19 protein-coding genes are annotated in these 19,413 nt (G+C 67.2%); 5 read left to right on the forward strand and 14 right to left on the reverse strand.

All coding sequences use genetic code 11. The features are described from left to right. The coding region (locus HOP12_14030; GenBank protein ID NOT35258.1) for a tetratricopeptide repeat protein at positions 1-789 on the reverse strand (789 nt) is incomplete at its 3' end. A 195-nt stretch (positions 790-984) separates the two neighbouring features. On the opposite strand from HOP12_14030, the gene HOP12_14035 reads away from it, so the two are divergent. Further along, complete coding sequence (locus HOP12_14035; GenBank protein ID NOT35259.1) at positions 985-1,821, forward strand: GNAT family N-acetyltransferase; 837 nt, start codon at positions 985-987, stop codon at positions 1,819-1,821. Between the two features lie 55 nt (positions 1,822-1,876). Here the strand turns inward: HOP12_14035 and HOP12_14040 are convergent, their stop codons facing one another. Together HOP12_14040 and HOP12_14045 are read right to left on the reverse strand one after the other, a co-directional pair. After that, positions 1,877-2,683, reverse strand: coding sequence for an enoyl-CoA hydratase/isomerase family protein (locus tag HOP12_14040; GenBank protein ID NOT35260.1), 807 nt, complete (start codon positions 2,681-2,683; stop codon positions 1,877-1,879). Between the two features lie 56 nt (positions 2,684-2,739). Continuing rightward, a complete protein-coding gene (locus tag HOP12_14045; protein NOT35261.1) occupies positions 2,740-3,885 on the reverse strand; it encodes a hypothetical protein in 1,146 nt (381 codons plus the stop codon). A 155-nt stretch (positions 3,886-4,040) separates the two neighbouring features. On the opposite strand from HOP12_14045, the gene HOP12_14050 reads away from it, so the two are divergent. From HOP12_14050 to HOP12_14060, 3 genes are all read left to right on the forward strand, one after another. Next, a complete protein-coding gene (locus HOP12_14050) occupies positions 4,041-4,373 on the forward strand; it encodes a winged helix-turn-helix transcriptional regulator (GenBank protein ID NOT35262.1) in 333 nt (110 codons plus the stop codon). Then, complete coding sequence (arsM, locus tag HOP12_14055; GenBank protein ID NOT35263.1) at positions 4,370-5,185, forward strand: arsenite methyltransferase; 816 nt, start codon at positions 4,370-4,372, stop codon at positions 5,183-5,185. Before HOP12_14050 ends, arsM begins: the two co-directional genes overlap by 4 nt. 93 nt (positions 5,186-5,278) lie before the next feature. Then, positions 5,279-6,694, forward strand: coding sequence for a hypothetical protein (locus HOP12_14060; GenBank protein ID NOT35264.1), 1,416 nt, complete (start codon positions 5,279-5,281; stop codon positions 6,692-6,694). 27 nt (positions 6,695-6,721) lie between these two features. Here the strand turns inward: HOP12_14060 and HOP12_14065 are convergent, their stop codons facing one another. Further along, a complete protein-coding gene (locus tag HOP12_14065) occupies positions 6,722-7,558 on the reverse strand; it encodes a 2-(1,2-epoxy-1,2-dihydrophenyl)acetyl-CoA isomerase (GenBank protein ID NOT35265.1) in 837 nt (278 codons plus the stop codon). Between the two features lie 235 nt (positions 7,559-7,793). On the opposite strand from HOP12_14065, the gene HOP12_14070 reads away from it, so the two are divergent. Beyond that, on the forward strand, positions 7,794-9,614 hold the full coding sequence (locus HOP12_14070; GenBank protein ID NOT35266.1) for a DUF2156 domain-containing protein: 1,821 nt from the start codon (positions 7,794-7,796) through the stop codon (positions 9,612-9,614). Between the two features lie 10 nt (positions 9,615-9,624). Here HOP12_14070 and HOP12_14075 read toward each other — a convergent pair whose 3' ends face one another. The 10 genes from HOP12_14075 to HOP12_14120 all read right to left on the reverse strand — a co-directional run bounded on the left by HOP12_14075 (position 9,625) and on the right by HOP12_14120 (position 19,332). After that, a complete protein-coding gene (locus tag HOP12_14075; protein ID NOT35267.1) occupies positions 9,625-10,023 on the reverse strand; it encodes a hypothetical protein in 399 nt (132 codons plus the stop codon). 134 nt (positions 10,024-10,157) lie between these two features. After that, the gene (locus HOP12_14080; GenBank protein ID NOT35268.1) at positions 10,158-11,342 is read right to left on the reverse strand and encodes a thiolase family protein; all 1,185 of its coding nucleotides are present in this window, start codon (positions 11,340-11,342) and stop codon (positions 10,158-10,160) included. A 10-nt stretch (positions 11,343-11,352) separates the two neighbouring features. Beyond that, positions 11,353-12,816 (reverse strand): aldehyde dehydrogenase family protein, encoded by a 1,464-nt coding sequence (locus HOP12_14085; GenBank protein NOT35269.1) that lies wholly within the window; start codon positions 12,814-12,816, stop codon positions 11,353-11,355. Positions 12,817-12,920: 104 nt separating this feature from the next. Then, positions 12,921-13,535: a hypothetical protein gene (locus HOP12_14090; protein NOT35270.1), complete on the reverse strand. Its 615-nt coding sequence runs from the start codon at positions 13,533-13,535 to the stop codon at positions 12,921-12,923. Then, a complete protein-coding gene (locus HOP12_14095) occupies positions 13,532-14,386 on the reverse strand; it encodes a 3-hydroxyacyl-CoA dehydrogenase (protein ID NOT35271.1) in 855 nt (284 codons plus the stop codon). The genes HOP12_14090 and HOP12_14095 overlap by 4 nt, the downstream gene beginning before the upstream one ends. After that, positions 14,386-14,973, reverse strand: a complete 588-nt coding sequence (locus HOP12_14100; protein ID NOT35272.1) for a biotin transporter BioY — start codon at positions 14,971-14,973, stop codon at positions 14,386-14,388. Before HOP12_14100 ends, HOP12_14095 begins: the two co-directional genes overlap by 1 nt. A 133-nt stretch (positions 14,974-15,106) precedes the next feature. After that, a complete protein-coding gene (locus tag HOP12_14105) occupies positions 15,107-15,619 on the reverse strand; it encodes a dihydrofolate reductase (protein ID NOT35273.1) in 513 nt (170 codons plus the stop codon). A gap of 636 nt (positions 15,620-16,255) precedes the next feature. Then, positions 16,256-16,759, reverse strand: coding sequence for a hypothetical protein (locus HOP12_14110; protein NOT35274.1), 504 nt, complete (start codon positions 16,757-16,759; stop codon positions 16,256-16,258). 114 nt (positions 16,760-16,873) lie between these two features. Further along, positions 16,874-18,307, reverse strand: coding sequence for a DUF2029 domain-containing protein (locus HOP12_14115; GenBank protein NOT35275.1), 1,434 nt, complete (start codon positions 18,305-18,307; stop codon positions 16,874-16,876). Positions 18,308-18,516: 209 nt separating this feature from the next. Further along, on the reverse strand, positions 18,517-19,332 hold the full coding sequence (locus HOP12_14120) for a hypothetical protein (protein ID NOT35276.1): 816 nt from the start codon (positions 19,330-19,332) through the stop codon (positions 18,517-18,519). Between the last annotated feature and the right edge of the window lie 81 nt (positions 19,333-19,413).

Here is a 19,413-nt window from a genome sequence, read left to right on the forward strand (position 1 = left end):
GGCGGCGAGCGCGCTGTCGGAGTGCGAGGCGCGCCGTTCGAGATTGCCGAGGTTGAACCACACGCTCGGATCGTGCGGACTGATCGCGATCGCGCGAGCGTATTCGGCTCGCGCCTCCCGATCGCGGCCGACCGCGGCGAGCACCGCACCCAGGTCGCGATGCGCCTCGCCGCCTTTCGCGCCGAGCGCGATCGCGCGCCGCAGCGAGCGTTCGGCTGCGGCCGGCTGTTGCGCGGCCTGCTGTGCGAAGCCGAGTGCGTGCCAGCTCTCCGCATCGTTCGGATCGCGACTGAGCAGGCCCTCCAGCATGCGCACGCCGTCCTCGCTCGCACCGGTGCGCGCCAGCGTGAGGCCGAGCTGACGCTGCGCGTCTCGATGACCGGGAGCGAGCGTGAGTTCTTCCGCGAAGTTCTGCAGCCCCAGATTCAGTTCGCCGCGTTTCACGAACAGCATCCCGAGCCTGAAGTTCGCCTCGGGAATCGTCGGATCGAAGCGCAGGGCGTTTCGGTATGCCACGATCGCGGCCACGTCGGTGCCCTGGGACTCGAGCGAGCGCGCCAGCTCGAACTGCTCGCGCGCGCGTCGCCGCAGATCCGCCCGCAGCGTGTCCGCGAACGAACTGCGCCCCGGCGACAGCAGCGGGATGCGCTCGCGGTCGTTCGCTTCGGCCGCAGAGTCGAATCGAGTCGGAAGAAACAGCGTCGAGCCAGTTTCAGTCGAGAGCGGCGGATCCTGCGGGCGCGCCGGCCGCGCGTCGAACCATGCCACGACAAAGGCAAGCAGCAGCACGGATAGGGGGAGTCGGCGACGACTGAACGGGCGGGCGGAACGTCGCGTCGGGGAAAACATCGCCGACAATATAAAGGAAGTGCTTCCATTTCGCGTGAAAGTGCGGTGAATTAGCAGCCTGCCCCGTGATCGAGCGAGATCCAGGACGGTCTCGAGCGCGTCACTCATGAATGGCTCCGTCCCCCCCGGCAGACCATGGATCTCGACCACGTTCGTCGCATGGAGCGCGTCGAAGTCGCGGTATGGCGCGATCTCGTCTCGGCAGCTTCATCCGATGTTCGCAGAAATCTGGGACTCGTCGATGTGCAGTTTGCGGGCGGCATGGCGCTGCTGTGCTCGCGCCTGCCGAGCGTGCTGTTCAATCGCGCGTTCGGTTTCGGCCTCGAGCAGGCGGTGTGTGCCACCAACCTCGACGACCTGATCGAGTTGTATCGCTACGGCGGCCCGTTCGCGATCCAACCGAGCCCGGCGGTGTTGTGTCCCGGCACCGCGACGCTGCTCAAGAACCGCGGATTGCCCGCACGCTCGAGCTGGTCGTGTTGGACGCGCACCCTCGATGTGCCGATCGAACCGGTGCGCGCCCCGATCCGCGTGACACGCGTGCGCCGCGAGCAGGCCGAGACCTTCGCGGCGCTCACCTGCGGGTTGCTCGGCGAGTTCACGATCGCACCGTGGATCGCCGAGTCGGTCGGCCGCGACCGCTGGACTCATTATCTGGCGCTGCACCGCGATGAACCGGTCGGCGCCGCGGCGCTGTTCGTGAACGGCGACGATGCGTGGCTCAGCATGGGGGTCACGGTCGAGGAATACCGGAATCAGGGCGTCCAGTCGGTGCTGATCGCGCGCCGGCTGCTCGATGCAGCGGGGCAGGGTGCGCGCTGGATCCGCGTCGAGACCACCGACGACCGGCCGAATCAGCCGAGTCCGTCGTCGCGCATCATGCAGTACGCCGGGTTCACGCTTCAGTACCAGCGCCCGAGCCATGTGTGGCTTCCGCCGGGTCTCGATAAACAATCGAGCCCCGCGGAGTGATCCGCGGGGCCCGCTGTTCTACCGACCGAATCCGGCGCGGCGCTCGCGCGCCTCGCTACTTGCCGGTGAAGTTCGGCTTGCGCTTCTCGACGTAGGCCGCGAGACCTTCCTTCGCGTCATCGCTCTGGAACAGCTGCTGCTGCAGCTCACGCTCGACTGCGAGCGAGACCTCGAACGGGATCTCGACGCCGGTCTGAACCGAGCGCTTGATGCGTCCGACCGCCTTGGCCGCCTTGTTCGGCGGGCAGAACTGCTCGGCGTACTTCTGGATCTTCTCGATGAACTCGTCGTTCGTCGCGGTCTCCCAGATCTGGTTGACCACGCCGAGTGCCTGCGCCTTCTCGAAGTCGAAGGTCTCGCCGGTCACCATGAGCTCGATCGCAACGCTCTTGTTGACGAGCCGCGCGAATCGCTGCGTGCCGCCGGTGCCCGGCAGCACGCCGAGCGTGACCTCGGGCAGCCCGACCTTGCCGGCGCCCTTGCGGGCGATGCGGAGGTCCGCCGCCATCGCGATCTCCAGGCCGCCACCCACCGTGTGGCCGTTCAGCGCCGCGATCACCAGCTTCGGAGTCTGCTCGAGGCGGTTGAGCGTCTCGTTGGCATGCAGGCAGAAGTAGTACTTGAAGGTCGGATTGACGGTCTTGAGCATGTTGATGTTCGCACCGGCGCAGAAGAACTTCTCGCCTGCGCCGCGCAGCACGATGACGTGCACGGCTTCGTCGAAGCGCGCCTGCAGGATCGCGTCATCGATGTCGCGCATCATTTCGTGGGTGTAGGTGTTGGCCGGCGGATCGCTGAGTTCGAGCCACGCGACACCGTTCTTGACGGTGTAGTTCACGAGCTTGGTCTTGGTCGCTTCCATGGAGGGTCCTCGAGGTTGGAGAAGGCGCGGAGTATAGGAGGGGCCTCGAAACAGCGTCAATCGCGGGGAAGTCGCGGGTTCCAAGGCCCCGACTTCCACTCGTTCCAGGCCGGCTTGCCGTTGCCGAGAGTGTCGCGCAGGCCGAGCGATCCGAGGAACCCCACGAATCCGGGTGTCGAGCCGCCGCCGTAGTAGGTGACCAGATCCCAGACGGTCGCCGAGGACCAGTCGCTCATCAGGAACCAGTTCGCGAACAGCAACCGATCGCGCGACTCGCGAGCCATGCGGCTCTGGAAGCGGCGCATGAACTCCGCCTGTTGAGCGGGACTGCTGCCATTGGACGTGGCGGACGGATAGCCGATCTCCTGCAGCGCCCACGGTCGCGACGGCGAACTGGCGGACATGGCGTCGAAGTCTGCATCGAGCGTGGCGGCCGGCATGACCTGAAAGTCCTGCGCGAACTGGAACGGGTAGTAGGTGTAGATCGCGACGTCGGTGCTGTCGTTGAGCTGCGCTCCCCACGCGGCGTTCGTGCTGCGCACCGGCGAGATCGTTGTCACTCCGACCGCCAGCCCCGGAATTGCCGCGTGCGCCCGCCGCACACCGCGGCCGACCAGCTCCAGGTAAGCCGGGAACTCGGATGCGTGCGTGGCGAAGTAGGCGTCGACTTCGTTGCCGATCGCCAGCGCCATGCAATCGTGGCGCTCCATCACCGACAGAAGCGAGTCGAGTGCGGTGTCGAAGCGCGCCAGCAGCACCGGATCGTTCCAGGCCAGCCCGTTCAGATCGGCCGGCGTCTCGCGCACCGTGGTGTTGATGAGTGCAAAGTTCACAACGATTCGAAAGCCCACGCTCTGGACACCCGCGAAGAACGGCTCCAGTTCGTCGGTGCCGAAATTACCGGGCCCCTGCTCGAACGAGGACCACGGACTGAACTGGTAGATCAGCTCCGCACCGGTCGCGCGCGCGGTCAGGATCGCGCTGATGATCGAGTCGGGCGGGTCGAACGCATCGGCGTTCGCGCTGATGCCCAGATAGGGCCGCGGCCCCGAGGGTCCGGGTGGCGTGACCGGCGAGTCCTTGCCGCAGCCGGGCGCGAGCAACGCGGCCAGCGCGATCGAGGTCGCGATCAAGCGCGCGCGCAGATCGCGCGATTGCATCGAGGGCTGCGCCGAACGCGGCGGGGGGATCAGGGTCGTCATGCCGGGGCCAAGTCTACGCGGTTGAGCGACGCCGCGGAAAAACTCCTTGAATCGATCGGAGACGTAGTCCATCGTATTTCTACGATCAACGATGAAGTCGATCGGGCCGCGCCCCGAACTCATCAGGAGGCGCTCCATGGACGTGTGGAGAAACCATGACCCCCAAAACCCCGTTACCGGCTGGTGGCCGGTCCCGCACTTCGTCGCGTTCGGCGATCGCGACCCGCGATGCCGAGCTGGCGACGCTTGCCAAGGCACTCGGACACCCGGCGCGGGTGGCGATCGTCCGGCTGCTTGCGAAGAGCGGTGAATGCGTGTGCGGCGACATCGTGAGCCAGCTGCCGCTCGCGCAGGCCACGGTGTCGCAGCACCTGAAAGTACTGAAGCAGGCCGGGCTCATCCGCGGCGACATCGATCCGCCGCGGGTGTGCTATTGCGTGAACCCTGAAGCCATCGAGCGTTTCCGGAAACTCGCGGAGGAGCTATGACGAATCCGACTCACGAACTGACCCCCGACACCGATGTGCACGCGCTGGTGCGAGACAAGTACGGCGCGATCGCCGAAGGTCGCAGCCGCTCGTGTTGCGGCCCTGATTGTTGCGGCAGCGACCTGGCCGTTTCGTCGCCCGAGTCGCTGGGCTACACCGCCGAGCAGATCGCGACCGTGCCCGAAGGCGCCGATCTGGGACTCGGATGCGGAAGTCCGCTCGCCCACGCAGAAGTTCGTGCCGGCGAAACGGTGCTCGACCTGGGCTCGGGGGCCGGCATCGACTGTTTCGTCGCTGCCAAACTGGTGGGGCCGACCGGGCAGGTGATCGGCGTCGACATGACACCGGCGATGGTCGACCGCGCGCGCGCCAACGCCGCGAAGGCCGGCGCGACCAACGTGGAGTTTCGACTCGGCGAGATCGAGCACCTTCCGGTCGCCGACGCCTACGTGGACTTGATCGTCTCCAACTGCGTCGTCAACCTCTCCCCCGACAAGGCGCAGGTGTTCCGCGAGGCGTTCCGCGCCTTGAAGCCCGGTGGCCGCATGCTGGTGAGCGATCTGGTGTGGAACGAGCCCGCACCCGAACACGTGAAGAAGTCGGTCGATGCGCTGGTCGGCTGCGTGGCGGGCGCATCGCTCAAGCAGGACTACGTCGAGCTGGTGCGCGCTGCGGGCTTCGAGCAGGTCGAGATCGTCGCCGAGAGCGGCTACGTGGCGGGTGCGCAAGTACTCGCCGAGAACGACCCCGACCGCGCGTTCTACCAGCACGTTCGCTCGGTCCAGGTGCGCGGGGTGAAGCGGGTCGCCTAGGGGCGTCGGCGCGCGAGTTCGGGGGTGGTATTTCGGCCACAGGCCTGTACCCTCCGGACTCGTCGCTCACGAGGACCCCCGAGGAGGTGTGCCGTGATTCGCTCGATTCTGCTGACCGCGTTGCGTGCGAGTGGCACGCTCCTCGTATGGATGCTCGTGCTCGGCGTGCGGCCCGCTACGGCCGCAGCGTTCGACGTTCCGGTCACCCACGCGACGCTGCAGGCCGCGGTCGCAGCGGCGGCGATCAGCGCCGACCTCGACAACGTGATCACGATCAGCGCTTCGCCGGTCTCGACCAACAACACCGTGAGCATCGGAGCCGCATTCAGCGGGGCGCGCCGACTCACGATTCGCCCTGCCGCGAACCTGCCGCGCGCCAGCGTCGTCAATGCGAATCCGACCGTCCCGATCGTCGACATGACTTCAGCGGGCTTCGTCACACTGCAGGACCTCGACATCCTCCGAAACATCACGAACGGCGATCACCTGGTGGTGATGAACACCTGCGAGGAGATCCTGATCGAGCGCTGCCGGATCGGATCCAACTGGGTGACGACCGGAACTCCGGGCTGGTCGAACGTGTTCATCACCTACCCGACCGGAATCGTGATGCGGAACAACCTCCTGTTCGCGAACACGCCGGGCACCTTCGACAACGGCATCAGCGCCGGTAACTTCAACGATCCCGCGAACTCCCTGCGGCTCTACAACAACGTGGTCGCGGATCACAAGATCTACGGCATCCGCATCGAAGCCGGAATCGCCGGCGCGCTGGTATTGCTGCGTAACAATGTGGTCGCTAATCAAGCCTCGCTGGCGCCCGAGCCATTCGCCTACCGCACCGAGGTCGCCGCTCCGCCGACCGTGGTGGCGTCCCACAACGTGGCGTTCGCCGGCGCGGCGTTCGTGCTGTCGGGCGCCGGCCAGGACATCGCGGGGCTCGCGTCCAGTTTTCTGAATTTCGTGAAGGCCGATGTGATCCCCTCGTTCGACACCGTCGATTGGGCCATGACCTTCGATGCGAATCCCGACTTCTATCGCCTGCTCGCCGGGGGGCCGCTCCACGACGACGCCGGTGACTACGGCATGACGGTCACCACGAACGGGCCCGATCGTGCGGTGCTCGACGACATCGAGAAGGACGTTCGCCCCGGCGGAGTCTCGCCGCACTCCGATCGCGGTGCCGATCAGCTCGAGCCCGGTACAGCCAATACCGGCGTCGGCGCTGTGCCGATTCGCGGCACGCTGCTCGCGTCGGTGCATGCAAACCCGTCTCGCTTCGTTTCGATCGCCTATGCGACCCATGCCGGCGGCCACCTGGAGCTGAGCGTGGTGGACCTGGCCGGGCGGGTGGTGCATCGCGCGGTGCGCATCGTCAGCGCGGAATCCCGCGGCCGCTTCGATGCGCCGACCGCGGGTCGCCCGGGGATCCACTTCTATCGACTGCGCCTCACGCAGGAGTCCGGGCTCGTCGAGGAAGCGAATGGTCGGGTCGCGCTGATCCGCTGACCCGGTCGTGCGCGAGTCGCCGCGCGGCTACTCGAAGGTCGAGGCGCGGCCGACCGAGGCCGGCGCTTCACCCCCTCGGCTTCCAAAGCGCGCCGCTCGCTTCTCGACGAACGCGGTGAGCCCCTCCGCGACGTCTGCGTGATTCCAGCATGCCTCTTGCGCGGCCGCTTCAGCGTCGAGGCATTCGCTCAACGAGCGCAGGTGCGAGGCCGCAAGGCTGCGCTTCGATTCGCGCACGCTCGTCGCGGGCGCCGCGGCCAGCCGACGCGCCAGTGCAATCGTCGCTTCGAGCGCCTGGTCGTTCGGCACCACACGCTGCACGAGCCCGATCCGCAGAGCTTCGCCGGCGTCGATCACGTCGCCGGTCCAGCACAGTTCCTTCGCCTTCGCTTCGCCGACGAGCCGCGTCAGGAAGTAGGTACCGCCCCAGTCCGGATGCAGCCCGATGCGCACGAACGTCGCGCCGAAGCTCGCCTGCTCGGCGGCGATGCGCAGGTCACACGCGAGCGCCAGGTTCATGCCGGCTCCCGCCGCCACGCCATTCACCGCGGCGAGCGTGGGAATCGGCAGTGACGCGAGCCGCGTCACGATCGCGCGACCGGCCTCGAGGAGCGGCTGCAGCTCCTCGAACGGCGCGCCGCGGCGTTTGAGGTCGACCATGTGCTGAACGTCGCCGCCGGCACAGAACCCGCGCCCGGCTCCAGTGATCACGAGTGCTCGGACCTCGGCGTTGGCGACCACCGCATCCAGCGCCTCGACGAGCCGCTCGCGCATGTCGCCGGCGAACGCGTTGAGCTTGTCGGGGCGGTTGAGCAGCACGGTTGCGACGCCGTCTGCGATGGACAACACGATGGGATCGGTCATGGCGGCGGCTCCGGAACGCGGCGAGTGATCGGCCTGCGAGCCGGACGTTACGAAGCGACCGAATGCACGGCAAGCCCTTCCTCTCGTGCACAGCTCCTTCGAGCGCGCTCGAAAGCCAGTCTTCGACAGACCGCGAGCTCGATCATCACGGGCTCGCAAACTCGTCATGGAGACTTCGTCAATCCTGTTCGACGGGCGTTCGCACCCGGGCTTCGTTGAGTAGAGTCGACGCCTGATGAATCGTGACGAGCTGCTCCCACACCCGTTGATCGAACGCGGGCACGACCTCCGTGCGTCGAGTTCTCACCTGACCGCGCGCTTGCTCATGGCCTTCGCGCTCGCGGCCATGGGCGTGGTGAACCTCGCTTCGGCGTGGCTCTCGCATCCGCCGGATCGCCTGGTTGCGATCGCGCGCCTCGTGCCCACCGGTGTGCTCGACACGAGCCGCACCTTCACGCTGCTCGCGGGCACGCTGATGCTCGTCACAGCGTGGGGCCTGCGGCAGGGCAAGCGGCGCGCCTTCGTGATCGCGCTGCTGCTGTGCGCGATCTCGGTGCCGGTCAACGTGCTCAAGGCACTCGACGTCGAAGAAGCGGTGGTCGCGACCGGGCTCATGGTGGCGCTCGCACTTCAGGCCGACGCGTTTCGCGTCCGCAGTCGCGCGCCGTCGGTGGCCATCGTGCGCTCGGGTGCCGTGTGGGGCGCACTCGCGCTGCTCGCCTACATGCTGGTCGGCTCGTGGATCGCCGGACGCGTGTTCGGTGTCGAGCCGTCGATCGGGCGTGCGTTCGCCGATGCCGCGCACCAGATGTTCGGCATCGGCGGCCCGGTCACTCTGCTCCCCGACACCCTGACTCCGAACGCGCACCGCGTACTCAACTGGTACCTCGGCTCGCTCCCGGATCTCACGCTGGTGTGGACGGCCGCCACGCTGCTCGCCTTGCTGGGGCCCGCGACCCATCGGAAGCGCCATCGCGACGACGCGGCACTGGCGCGCGAGTTGTTCGATCGCCACGGGGAATCGCCGCTGGCGTGGTTCGCGGTCATGGATACGCAGGCCGACTACTTCTTCAGTCGCAACCGCCGTGCAGTCCTCGCCTATCGCCACGAGTCCGACGTCGCGCTGATCCTGGGCGATCCGATCGGGCCCGCCGACGAGCTGCCCTCGCTGCTCACCGACTTCGCGGCTCATTGCGCTGACGGTGGCTGGGCGCTGGCGGTGTTTCAGGCGCGCCCCGAGTGGCTGCCGCTCTACCGATCACTCGGGTGGCGCGCGCTGCACATCGGCGAGGAGCCGGTCTTGTGGACGCGCGAGTTCTCGCTCGCGGGCGGTGCGATCGGGAGCGTGCGGCGTTCGGCTCGCAAAGCGAGCGAGGCCGGCGTCGAGACGCAGCTGTTCCGCCCCGGCGAGCGCCCGTTCGACGTTCGTCACGCGCCGACCGGCTGGAACGCCGAACTGCGCGCGATCTCGGCGCAGTGGCTCGCGCATCACGCCGGGGCCGAGAAGAGTCTCGGCATGGGGCGCTTCTCCGAAGCCGAACTCGCCGAGGTGTGGACCGCGATCGCCTGGAATCCCACGCTCGGGCGCGTCGAGGCCTTCCTGACCTGGGTGCCGGTGCCGGCGCGCGGCGGCTGGGCGCTCGACCTGATGCGTCGTCGCGCCGATTCGGTGAGCGGCGTGATGGAACTGCTGGTGGTGCGCACGATGGAGGCTGCGGTCTCGCACGGCGACCAGATGCTCTCGCTCTCGCTGTCGGCGCTCGCCAAGGTCGAAGCCTGCGCGAGCGGCGCCGAGGGTGCCGAGTCATCGCCGCGGCGTGCGGCCCCGGATCCCGAGCGCGAACGACTGCTCGAACACCTCGCGCGCTTCTACGATTTCAAGGGACTGTTCGAGTGGAAGCGCAAGTTCGATCCACGCTTCGAGGAGCGCTTCCTAGTCTACCCGCACCCGCTCGCGTTGCCCGCCATCACGCTCGCGCTGGTGCGCGCTCAATCGCCGGGCGGCCTGCGGGCCTACGCGCTGGCGTTGTTCGAACGCAAGCCCGCCGCAGCCTGACGCCCTCCGCTCAGGCGGCCTTGCGCGACTCGCGGCGCGCGCGGGCGAGCGGATTGCCGATCTCGCTCAGCGCTTGAGCGATCGCAGCCTTCACTCGCTCATCGGCTTCGCGAGCACTCGTGACGGCCGCCCACGCCAGTCGCGCGGCAGCCCACGCGTCGTCGGTGGTCTCGGTGTCCTCGGCGTGCGAGGCAGCCTCGCGTGCGCGTTGCGCGGCAGCGACCACTTCGAGCGCGTCGTCCTCGCCGGCTCCCGCCTGCTTCGCCCATCGCGCGCTGATCGTCGCGAGTCGCTGCGCGGTGGCCGCTGCCAGGTGAGAGTCGGCGATGGCGACGATGCGGGAACCGCGCGGGTCCTGCTCCGTGACGGTGGTGACCTTCTTGCGGCGGCGAGGACGCGTGGGCTTCATGGCCACTCTCCGTGTGTGCCGTGCGCTGCATATCGGGATCGTGAGGCGCCGACGGAGAAGGTTTTCGGCCACTCGTTCTCGCACTTGAGCGGGCGATTCGCACGAGTGCGCGAAACGCTTGTCGGATCTCGCGCTTAGACCCGTTCCACCAGCAGGGCCATGCCGATTCCACCACTCACGCACAGCGTCGCGAGGCCGTAGCGACCGCCGGTGCGGGCGAGTTCCGAGAGCAGTCCGACCACGATCCGGGTGCCGCTGCAGCCGGTCGGATGCCCGAGCGAGATGCCGCCGCCATTGGGATTCAGGCGCGCGCGATCGAAGTGCAGCTCGCGATCGCATGCCAGCACCTGGGCGGCGAACGCCTCGTTGAGCTCCACCACGTCGATCTGATCGAGCGTGAGGTGGTGTCGCTCGAGCAGCTTGCGCACCGCCGGCACCGGGCTGATGCCCATGCGCGCGGGATCCACCGCCACGCTGGTGTAGCCGAGCACCGCCGCCTGAGGCGAAATGCCGTGGCGGGTCGCGGCCTGCTCCGAGAGCACCAGCACCGCCGCCGCGCCATCGGTGATCGCCGAGGCATTGGCCGCCGTGATGGTGCCGTCCTTCCGGAATACCGGTCGCAGTTTCGCCATCTCGTCGAGCGTCGCATCGCCTCGGAAGTGTTCGTCCTGCGCGACGGTCGCGAGCGAGCGACCGCTGCCGATCGTCACCGGCACCACTTCGCCGGCGAAGCGACCCTCGCTCCAGGCGCGCGCCGCGCGGCGATTGCTCTCGAGCGCGTAGGCGTCCTGCTCTTCGCGCGTGATCGCGTACTCGGTCGCGAGCGTTTCGGCGGTCTCGCCCATGAGCTGATTGCAGAGCGGACACTGGTAGCCGTCGCGGAACATCGCGTCGACCAGCGCTTCGTCGCCGAGCTTCTTGCCCCACCGCATGTCGGTCGCAAGGAATGGAATGCTCGACATGTGCTCGACACCGCCCGCGAGCGCCACTTGCGAGTCCGCGAGCCGCACCGATTGCACCCCGCTCACGATCGCCTGCAGCCCCGAAGCACACGCCTTGTTGATGGTGAAGGCCGGCACCGAGTCGGGCAGTCCGCTGCGCCTCACCACCTGGCGCGCCAAATTCGGACCATTGCCGGCCTGACGCGCGTGACCGATGAGCACCTCGTCGACCGCGTCGAGCGGCACGCGCGTGCGTTCGAGGCACGCCTTCGCCGCGAGACCGCCGAGCTCGGCGGCCGACGAGGCGGCGAGCGCACCGCCGAATTTGCCGACCGGAGTGCGCACGCCGCCGGCCAGAAACACGCGCGAAGTCGTCATTGTGCGTGCGCTACTCGAGTCCCACCCACACGCTCTTCACCTGCGTGTAGTCGGCGAGGCAGTCGGGGCCGAGATCGCGCCCGAAGCCCGACTGCTTGTAGCCGCCGAACGGCATGCCGGCGTCGTAGAAGTTGTAGGCGTTCACCCACACGGTGCCGGCCTGCAGCTTGCGCGCGACCCGATGCGATCGCTTCACGTCTTTGGTCCACACCCCGGCCGCAAGCCCGAACACCACGTCGTTGGCGATCCGTACCGCGTCGTCCTCGTCCTCGAACGGAATCACCGCGAGCACCGGACCGAAGATCTCTTCCTGCGCGACGCGCATCGAGTTCTTGACGTCGGCGAGCACCGTGGCCTGTACGAAGTAGCCCTTACCGTTGATCGGCTGGCGCGCACCTCCCGCCACCAGCCGGGCGCCTTCCTTGATGCCGGTCTCGACGTAGCCGAGCACCGTGTTCATCTGCTTCTCGCTCACCAGCGAGCCGAGGCGCGTCTTGGGATCGAGCGGATCTCCGGGCGCCATCTTCCTGGTGCGCTCGGCGAGCTTCGCAACGAAATCGTCGTAGATGCTCTTTTCGACCAGCAGTCGCGAACCGGCCGCGCACACTTCGCCCTTGCCATAGAAGATGCCGGTGGTGGCGCCACGCAGGGCCGCGTCCAGGTCGGCATCCGCGAACACGATGTTCGGCGACTTGCCGCCCAGTTCGAGCGTGAGCTTCTTCACCGAGTCCGAGGCGGTGCGCATCAGGTGCTTGCCCACTTCGGTCGAGCCCGTGAAGCTGATCTTGTCCACCATCGGGTGCTTGACGAGCGCCTCGCCGGCGATGCTGCCGGGCCCCGGCAGAATGTTGAGCACCCCGGGCGGAAGGCCCGCTTCGAGTGCCAGTTCACCGATGCGGATCGCCGAGAGCGGCGTGAGTTCGGCAGGCTTGATCACCACGGTGTTGCCGGCCGCGAGCGCCGGGGCCGCCTTCCAGCCCACCATGATCATCGGGAAGTTCCACGGGATGATGGCACCCACCACGCCGAGCGGCTCGCGCAACGTGTAAGTGAAGAACGCGGGATTGACCGGCAGCGTCTCGCCCGACAGCTTGGTCGCCCAGCCCGCAAAGTAGTGGAAGCAGTTCGCGACCATGCCGATGTCGACCTGGCGCGATTCGAAAATCGGCTTGCCGTTGTCCAGCGTCTCGAGCCGCGCGATCTCGTCGGCGTTCTGAAGCACCAGGTCGCCGAGCTTGAACAGGATGCGCTGGCGATCCGCCGGCTTCATGCGCGACCAGGGCCCCGAGTCGAACGCCGCGCGCGCGGCCTTGACGGCGCGATCCACGTCTTCGACTCCGGCCGACGCGACGGTGGTGATCGCCTCTTCGGTGGCGGGATTCGTGGTGGTGAAGGTCTTGCCGGAGGCGGCATCGACCGCCTCGCCGTTGATGATGAGCTTGCCCGGTTTGACCGGGGCGAGCGTGTCACTCATGGGAAGGTGGCCTCCTGGAAATGCGACGGGCGGCGTGTGTTCGGCCGCTGGGAATGCGCTGCGGCATCATCGCCGGATCTTCGGGCGCTGTCGAGGCGGGCCACTCAGGCGCCGCGCGTCGTGATCCAGCGCTTGATCTGGTCGGCATGGTGGCGATCGTGCGGTGGCAACCCGCGCAGCATCCAGCCGAACGGGTGCGTTTCGGCCCACACTTCGGCGGGTTCGTCGGGCACGCTCTCGATCGACTCGAGCAGGCGCTCGCGCGTCAGTTCGAGCAGCGCGATCGCCTCGTCCCACGAGTGGTGCCGCAGGTCTGCGAGATCGGCCTCGTTCAGGCGTGGCCATTCACTGTCGGCGTGGACGCGCCACGAGATTTCCACCCCGCGCAGCGCCGACTCCATCTCGCGCAGTCGCGCCTGATCGCGAGACGCCAGATGCAGCACGATCTCGCGCGTGCACCACTTGTCGGGGCCGAGCGGGCGCTCGGCCGCCGCAGCACTCATGCCCTTGATGGCCGCGTGCACCGAAGCGCGTCCACGCCGCAGTTCGAACAGGATGCGCTCTCGAGACGTCGCAGTGACGAGCGCCGAGCCGAACGCGCGTTCTTCGGGAGCGAGTGACGCGAGTGGTCGCGGCGGTGGCGCCGCCGGCTTCACGACGCGCAGCTTCGTCGCGCGCTTGGGCCGGGCGGCTTGCTTCTTCGCCCGGACGCGCTTCACGACGCGGGGTACTCGTACACGCCGCGGCCGCTCTTTCGGCCCAGCCGTCCGGCCGCCACGTACTGCTCCATGAGCGGGCAGGGGCGGAACTTGTCGCCGAGCGATCGATGCAGGAAGCGCAGGATCGAGAGCCGCGTGTCGAGCCCGACCAGGTCAACGAGTTCGAAGGGGCCCATCGGGTGATTGAGACCGAGCTTGAGCGCCTTGTCGATATCGCGCGCGCTCGCGACACCTTCCTGCAGCATGTAGAACGCCTCATTGCCGATCATCGCGTTGATGCGCGTGGTCACGAATCCCGGCGCCTCGCGCACCACCACGCACTCCTTGCCCATCTTCTCGCCCACTTCGCAGACCGCCTGGATCGTGACGTCGCTCGAGTCGAGCCCGCGCACCACCTCGAGCAGCTTCATGCGATGCACCGGGTTGAAGAAGTGCATGCCGACCACCTGTGCGGCGCGCGTGGTGGCACCCGCCATCTCGCTCACCGACAGCGAAGACGTGTTGGTGGCGAGGATCGCGTGCTTCGGCGCCATGGCGTCGAGCTCGCGGAAGATCGCGATCTTCAACGCCATGTCCTCGGGCACCGCCTCGATCACCAGGTCGACATCCTTGGCGGCCTCGCCGAGTGTCTTGACCATTTCGATGCGCGCGCGCGCGGCGACCGCATCGTCGTCTTTGACCTTGCCGCCGGCGACGCCGCTCTCGAGTGTGGCGGTGATGTTCGCGTGCGCCTTCTCGAGTGCCTCGCCGCTCGAGTCCTGCAGCCGGGTGTGGAATCCACCGAGCGCCGAGGCATACGCGATTCCGCGCCCCATGATGCCGGCACCCAGAACCGCGATCGTGCGCACGATTAGCGGCGCGGTGCTGCGCGGCCGATCAACCGCCACACCGCCGGGAACGCGAGCGAGGCGAGCGACGACTTGATGAGATCTCCAGGCAGGAACGGCAGCAGCCCGGTCGCGAGCAGCGCGTCGGGCGCGACGAAGCGCGCGAGCCACGCGAGGCCGCTGGCGAAGATCACGAGGCTGCCGATCAGCATGGCCGGCAGCATGGCGATGAAGCGGCGATCCCAGCCGCGCTCACACAGGAAGCCCGTGACGGCGGCTGCGAGCGGGAACGCCGCCAGATAACCACCGGTCGGGCCGACGAACACCAGCGCACCGCCTGCTCCCCCTGCGAAAAACGGCAGTCCGGCGGCACCCTCGAGCAAGTAGAGCGCCTGCGCCAGAAACGCGCGCCGCGCGCCGAGTACCGCACCCGAGAGCAACACCGCGAAGGTCTGGCCGGTCACCGGCACCGGGGTGAAGGGCAGCCTGATCTCGAGCTGTGCCGCAGCGGCCGTGACGAGGCTGGCGGCAACGACGAGCAGGGTCTGCTGAAGGACGTTCGGGCGCGGCAGCGCCACGTCGGCGAGGGTCAGCGTGCGGGTCGCGGACATGGAAACTCCGTTCGGGGTTCGCGTGGTGCGGCGCGGGCCGCGCTTCGGGCCCAGGCGGGCGAGGCGGTCAGTCGGAACGTGGGAAAGCTAGCACCGGGTGAGAAGGACGGGCAATCGCGCCGCCTCGACCGGTTCAGGCCGGCACGTACTCGAGCGAGACGGTGCCGGTCTTTTCGTAGATGCGATGCTTCGCGAGCCGCAGCTTCGACTGCATGGACGCGTTCGGCAGCAGTGGCAGTCCGGCGCCGAGCAGCACCGGAATCACCGCAACTTCGACCGAATCCACCAGACCCAGCTTGAGCAGGCTGCCGAACAACCCACCGCCGCCGAACAACCAGATGTCCTTTCCGGGCGTCGACTTGAGCGCCGTGACCGTCGCCGCAGGATCCGCGGACACGATCACTCCCGGGCAGTCCTCCTGCCGAAGCGTGCGCGAGAAAACGTACGCCTGCACACCCGGCATGCCTCCGCCACCATGGTGCCGCGTCGCCTCGTAGGTCTTGCGACCCAGCAGCACGGTGTCGAACGCGCCCATCAGCGCGCCAAAATCCATGTCCGGATCCATCACGATCCAGTCGCTCTCGCCGTTCGGACCGGCGATGTAGCCGTCGAGGCTCGTGGCCACCGACAAACGAACTCGTCTCACGCGTTTCTCCCTGACACTGCGGCCGAGAGCCGAACGTCGGCGGCGCTCACGAGTTTCACCCGGCCGTCGAATTCGGCAATCACGACCACGTCGAAGACGTGCCGGAGCCTCAGTCGCAATTCGGAACCCCCAGAAAGCAGGGGAGCTGGTCAATCACCACCAGGGCATAAACGAATCCGAGACAGGCACCAAGGAAGAGTCCAGCCCAGTGACCGAGTTTCAACGCTCTGAGACTTCGCTCCGCTCGGAGGCGTCGCAGAGCCGGAGTCAGCAACAGGACGATGAACAGCGAATGCAGGGACATGAAGACGAAGAGCAAAAACGGAAACTCTTCTTGAAGTGCCTTGCGATCGAACCACTGAAGGAGGACGAATGGCGCAACCAGGCTCGCGCTGATCAACAGCGGAGCGATGATCGGCGTTGAGCCTGTCCTGATTTCTGTGTAAGCCCCATCCCGGTCACGCGGGCAGTCGCTTACACGGAAATCCCGTGCAGGCTCCCGTCCGTGGAAGAAAGGTGCCTGAACAACGCCTTCCTACCACACGGAGGTCTTCGTGTTCACTCCTCTTCATGAATAATCCGGGCTAACGCTCGGCATCAGCGGCGGCGCGCAGCGCCGTCCGCTGCATGCCGTTGTTAGGCCGAACCCGCAAGTGAGTCCAAGATCGCAGCTGTCTCGCCCGGCCGCAATCCCTTGAGCTTCCGCAAGCCGTCCTTGACGATCCACCGGGTGTGAGGGTTTCTTGACCGAGCCCATTGCCGACACAGGTCCAGCACGAAGTCGGGGTGTTTGGCACTCGCGTTACGGAGAACGTTCGCAACGGACTTCTTCACGTACAGCTCGGGATCGGCCCGCAGGATATCAAGCACGGGCCGGACAGCGCCTGGATCGAGCTTTACAATCCCGCGAAGGCCTTCGCTCGCAGCTCTTCGGACATTCAGGTCGCGGGCTTCGGCCCAGCGACGTGCTTCGCGCAGGACCTCCGCCGGATGGCGCTTGCCGATCTCGACGAGCCCAGTCGCCGCCACCTCCCGCGTTTGCCATTGGTCGCTCTCAGCCAGCTTCCTGAGTTCCGGCAGCGCGGCCGCCGGGTCGATGCGACCGCGAGCCAAAAGGGGCTTGATGTCTTCAACTCTCACGATCACTGCGATGCCTTTGTCGTTTCGGCCTAACGCTCCGGTTCAGCGGCGGCGCGTAAGCGCCGTCCGCTGCAACCGGTGGTTCGACGGCTGCCCCCCGCATGCGCACGCTTTTCACGCAACGACCACTTCCCGGACGGACGCCCGGCACCATACGCCGCCGACCACGCCCAGGCACAAGGCGATGAAGAGGATCTGGTGCACGAGCGTGAGTCCCAGCAGCGCCGGCAACGGCATCAACGGCACCGTCGGGACCATGAAGTTGGCAAGCACGATCAACGTCAGCAAAGCGATGGGCCGCCAGCCACGCCACTCCACCCCGGCGAGCAGCAGCACCAGGATCCACAAGAGCGCGAACTGTCCATAGACGTCGGGAACGAAGGGCGCCCGCAGCGAGGCGAGCTGCAGCACCGCGAGCCAGAGCAGCGCCCGCCGAAGCCTTGCGCTGGCGTCCCGCCCGTCACCAGCAGCGCGCGCCGCGAGCGCTGCGATGCCGACCAGCGCGATCGTGTACATCCACGAGACCGCGATGGCCGTGCCTTGCCCCATGCCGGGCACCCCGAGCAAGGAGAGCTTCTGCACCAGGCCGTACATGGCATGGTTGCACGCGATCACGTCGGGATGCGCGAACAGGGTCTCGAAGGTGGCACCGGTGGAAAGACGCGGCAGGTGGTACGCGAAGAAGGCCCGGAACGGTGCTCCCCCGAGGACCACGTACGCGAGCAGGACGAAGAACACGCCGAACCCTGTCGTCCAGAACATGGCGCGCCAGCGGCGCTGGAACACGAGAAAGAGAACGAGGAACCCCGGGAAGAACTTGCTCAACGCGAGTGCCGCCAACAGGCCGCCGCCGAGCGCGTGGCGGCCACGCTCGAACGCCAGCATGGCGAGGACGGATCCGGCGATCGCCGCGAGATGGAAGTTGCCGTGTTGGAGCGTGGTCAGCGTCGGGAACGACAGCCACGCAAGCAACGAGAGCAGCGCCACGCGCCGTCCGAGCGGACCCCCGATCCAGAACGCGACCGCCACGAAGGCGGCCGCGACGAGCGCGCCCTCCACTCCGAACCAGACCGCCCGCCAGGTGGCGAAGTTCTCGGACAGTGCGAGACCCAGCCGAGAGAGCAGCAGGAACGGCGGCGGATACATGAAGACATCGATCACGAGGCTTCCGACGAACTTCGGTTCGCCGCTCGGCCCTTCGTAGAGCGTGCGCTCGTAGACGTTCGGCACACCATCCCGGTGCAGGTGCGCCGACTGGTAGTGGGCCGAGAGGCAGGAGTGGTGCACGAAGAAGTCGTCGAAGGGGTACATCGAGTTCTGCCCCTTCGTTTCGTCCGCCATAAACGTCGCCAGGCGCCCCGTCGCGCCGATCGCGCCGACGCCGAGGATCACCCAGAGGACCGCCAGGAGCGTGTGGCGGCGCAAGGCACCGTCGAGCTCAGGTGCGAGGCGACCGGAAAGCCACATGGCCCCCGCGAGGGCGAACGCGACCGACGCGCCCGCTGCAACTGTGTCGTCGACGCCCAGCCCGCTCAGCGCTGCGAACAAGAGCGCGGCGACAACGCCCGCCGGCACGAGTGCGACGGCTCCCCGCTCCAGCCCCCGCGCTGAGTAACTTTCCATTACAGGACGCCCTCGTACGATTTCGCCTTCACTCTGCGCCGGCGAGTTCTGTCCGTCGAACGTATAGCCGATAACCTGCGGGCCGCGGAGCGGCCCGTCAGGTTCATCGGCAGGTTAGCCGGCGGGTCCGCCGTTCACCGGGTCACGTTGTAAGCGATTGACGTGATCTCGAAACGGCCATATGTCCATTCGCCGGAGGGCTCGATCCAGTTGGCATCGCCGAGGGCGCCTATCCGGATTCCGTCAACCTGGCGATACCCGGAAATCGGCGTGGACCATGTCGCGGACTCACGGCTGTGCGCCCGATCTGCGGAGGCAAAGCCTACGAGATCTCCGGCGGCGTCGAACGTCAGGACGGCGGACACCGTGAACCCTGCGTTGCGGAAGGTCGCTCGCAATGACCGTTCGCCGAGGGTCTCGAAGGTGAACGGCAGGTCCAAGACAGCGGCCGGCGCCATGACGAGCACGTCATTCATGAGCGTGACTGTTTCGTCGTTCGTGATCTCCGCGCCGCCCTTGTCCACCATCGGTATCAGCCCAGCGATCCGCACCTGAAACGTGGCCGCGCCGTCGACGTAACGGTGGAAGACGTCCAATGGCATGCCCGCCCGGCTCGCGCTCATGTGGAACAATCGGGCCGGGTGGTCGAAGAACTCGTACTGCGTGGCGGTGGCCTGCATCCACGGGGCCGTCGCGCTGCTGCGCATTTGCGCCTTGAAGGTCACACGCAGGTTACGCACGTGGGCGCGTTCAACAGCGCCCATTCGCCGAAGGTACGCCTGCATAAGGGGCGGCAGCGGCGCAAGATCGGCCTCGGTTACCAGGGGGGCCGCATGCGTCGCTCCGGCCAGTAGCGCGTTGCGGTCACGTTCGAAGCGTGAACGGAAACTGGACGGGCGCGCGTCTAGCCCGGTGTATTCGTGAAGGGTAGGAAAGACAAAGACCTCCATGTGGTAGAAAGCACTTGTTCAGGGAGCTTTCTGCCGACAACGGAGGTCTTCGCGTGCGCGACTCTATCACGACACCGTGCG

It is taken from the genome of Candidatus Eisenbacteria bacterium (assembly GCA_013140805.1).
Lineage (GTDB): Bacteria > Eisenbacteria > RBG-16-71-46 > RBG-16-71-46 > RBG-16-71-46 > JABFRW01.

Coding starts and splice junctions, on each gene's coding strand:
- HOP12_14035 (NOT35259.1), top strand. CDS start 985: ATGGATCTCGACCACGTTCGTCGCATGGAGCGCGTCGAAGTCGCGGTA.
- HOP12_14040 (NOT35260.1), bottom strand. CDS start 2,683: ATGGAAGCGACCAAGACCAAGCTCGTGAACTACACCGTCAAGAACGGT.
- HOP12_14045 (NOT35261.1), bottom strand. CDS start 3,885: ATGACGACCCTGATCCCCCCGCCGCGTTCGGCGCAGCCCTCGATGCAA.
- HOP12_14050 (NOT35262.1), top strand. CDS start 4,041: ATGACCCCCAAAACCCCGTTACCGGCTGGTGGCCGGTCCCGCACTTCG.
- arsM (NOT35263.1), top strand. CDS start 4,370: ATGACGAATCCGACTCACGAACTGACCCCCGACACCGATGTGCACGCG.
- HOP12_14065 (NOT35265.1), bottom strand. CDS start 7,558: ATGACCGATCCCATCGTGTTGTCCATCGCAGACGGCGTCGCAACCGTG.
- HOP12_14070 (NOT35266.1), top strand. CDS start 7,794: ATGAATCGTGACGAGCTGCTCCCACACCCGTTGATCGAACGCGGGCAC.
- HOP12_14075 (NOT35267.1), bottom strand. CDS start 10,023: ATGAAGCCCACGCGTCCTCGCCGCCGCAAGAAGGTCACCACCGTCACG.
- HOP12_14080 (NOT35268.1), bottom strand. CDS start 11,342: ATGACGACTTCGCGCGTGTTTCTGGCCGGCGGCGTGCGCACTCCGGTC.
- HOP12_14085 (NOT35269.1), bottom strand. CDS start 12,816: ATGAGTGACACGCTCGCCCCGGTCAAACCGGGCAAGCTCATCATCAAC.
- HOP12_14100 (NOT35272.1), bottom strand. CDS start 14,973: ATGTCCGCGACCCGCACGCTGACCCTCGCCGACGTGGCGCTGCCGCGC.
- HOP12_14120 (NOT35276.1), bottom strand. CDS start 19,332: ATGGAGGTCTTTGTCTTTCCTACCCTTCACGAATACACCGGGCTAGAC.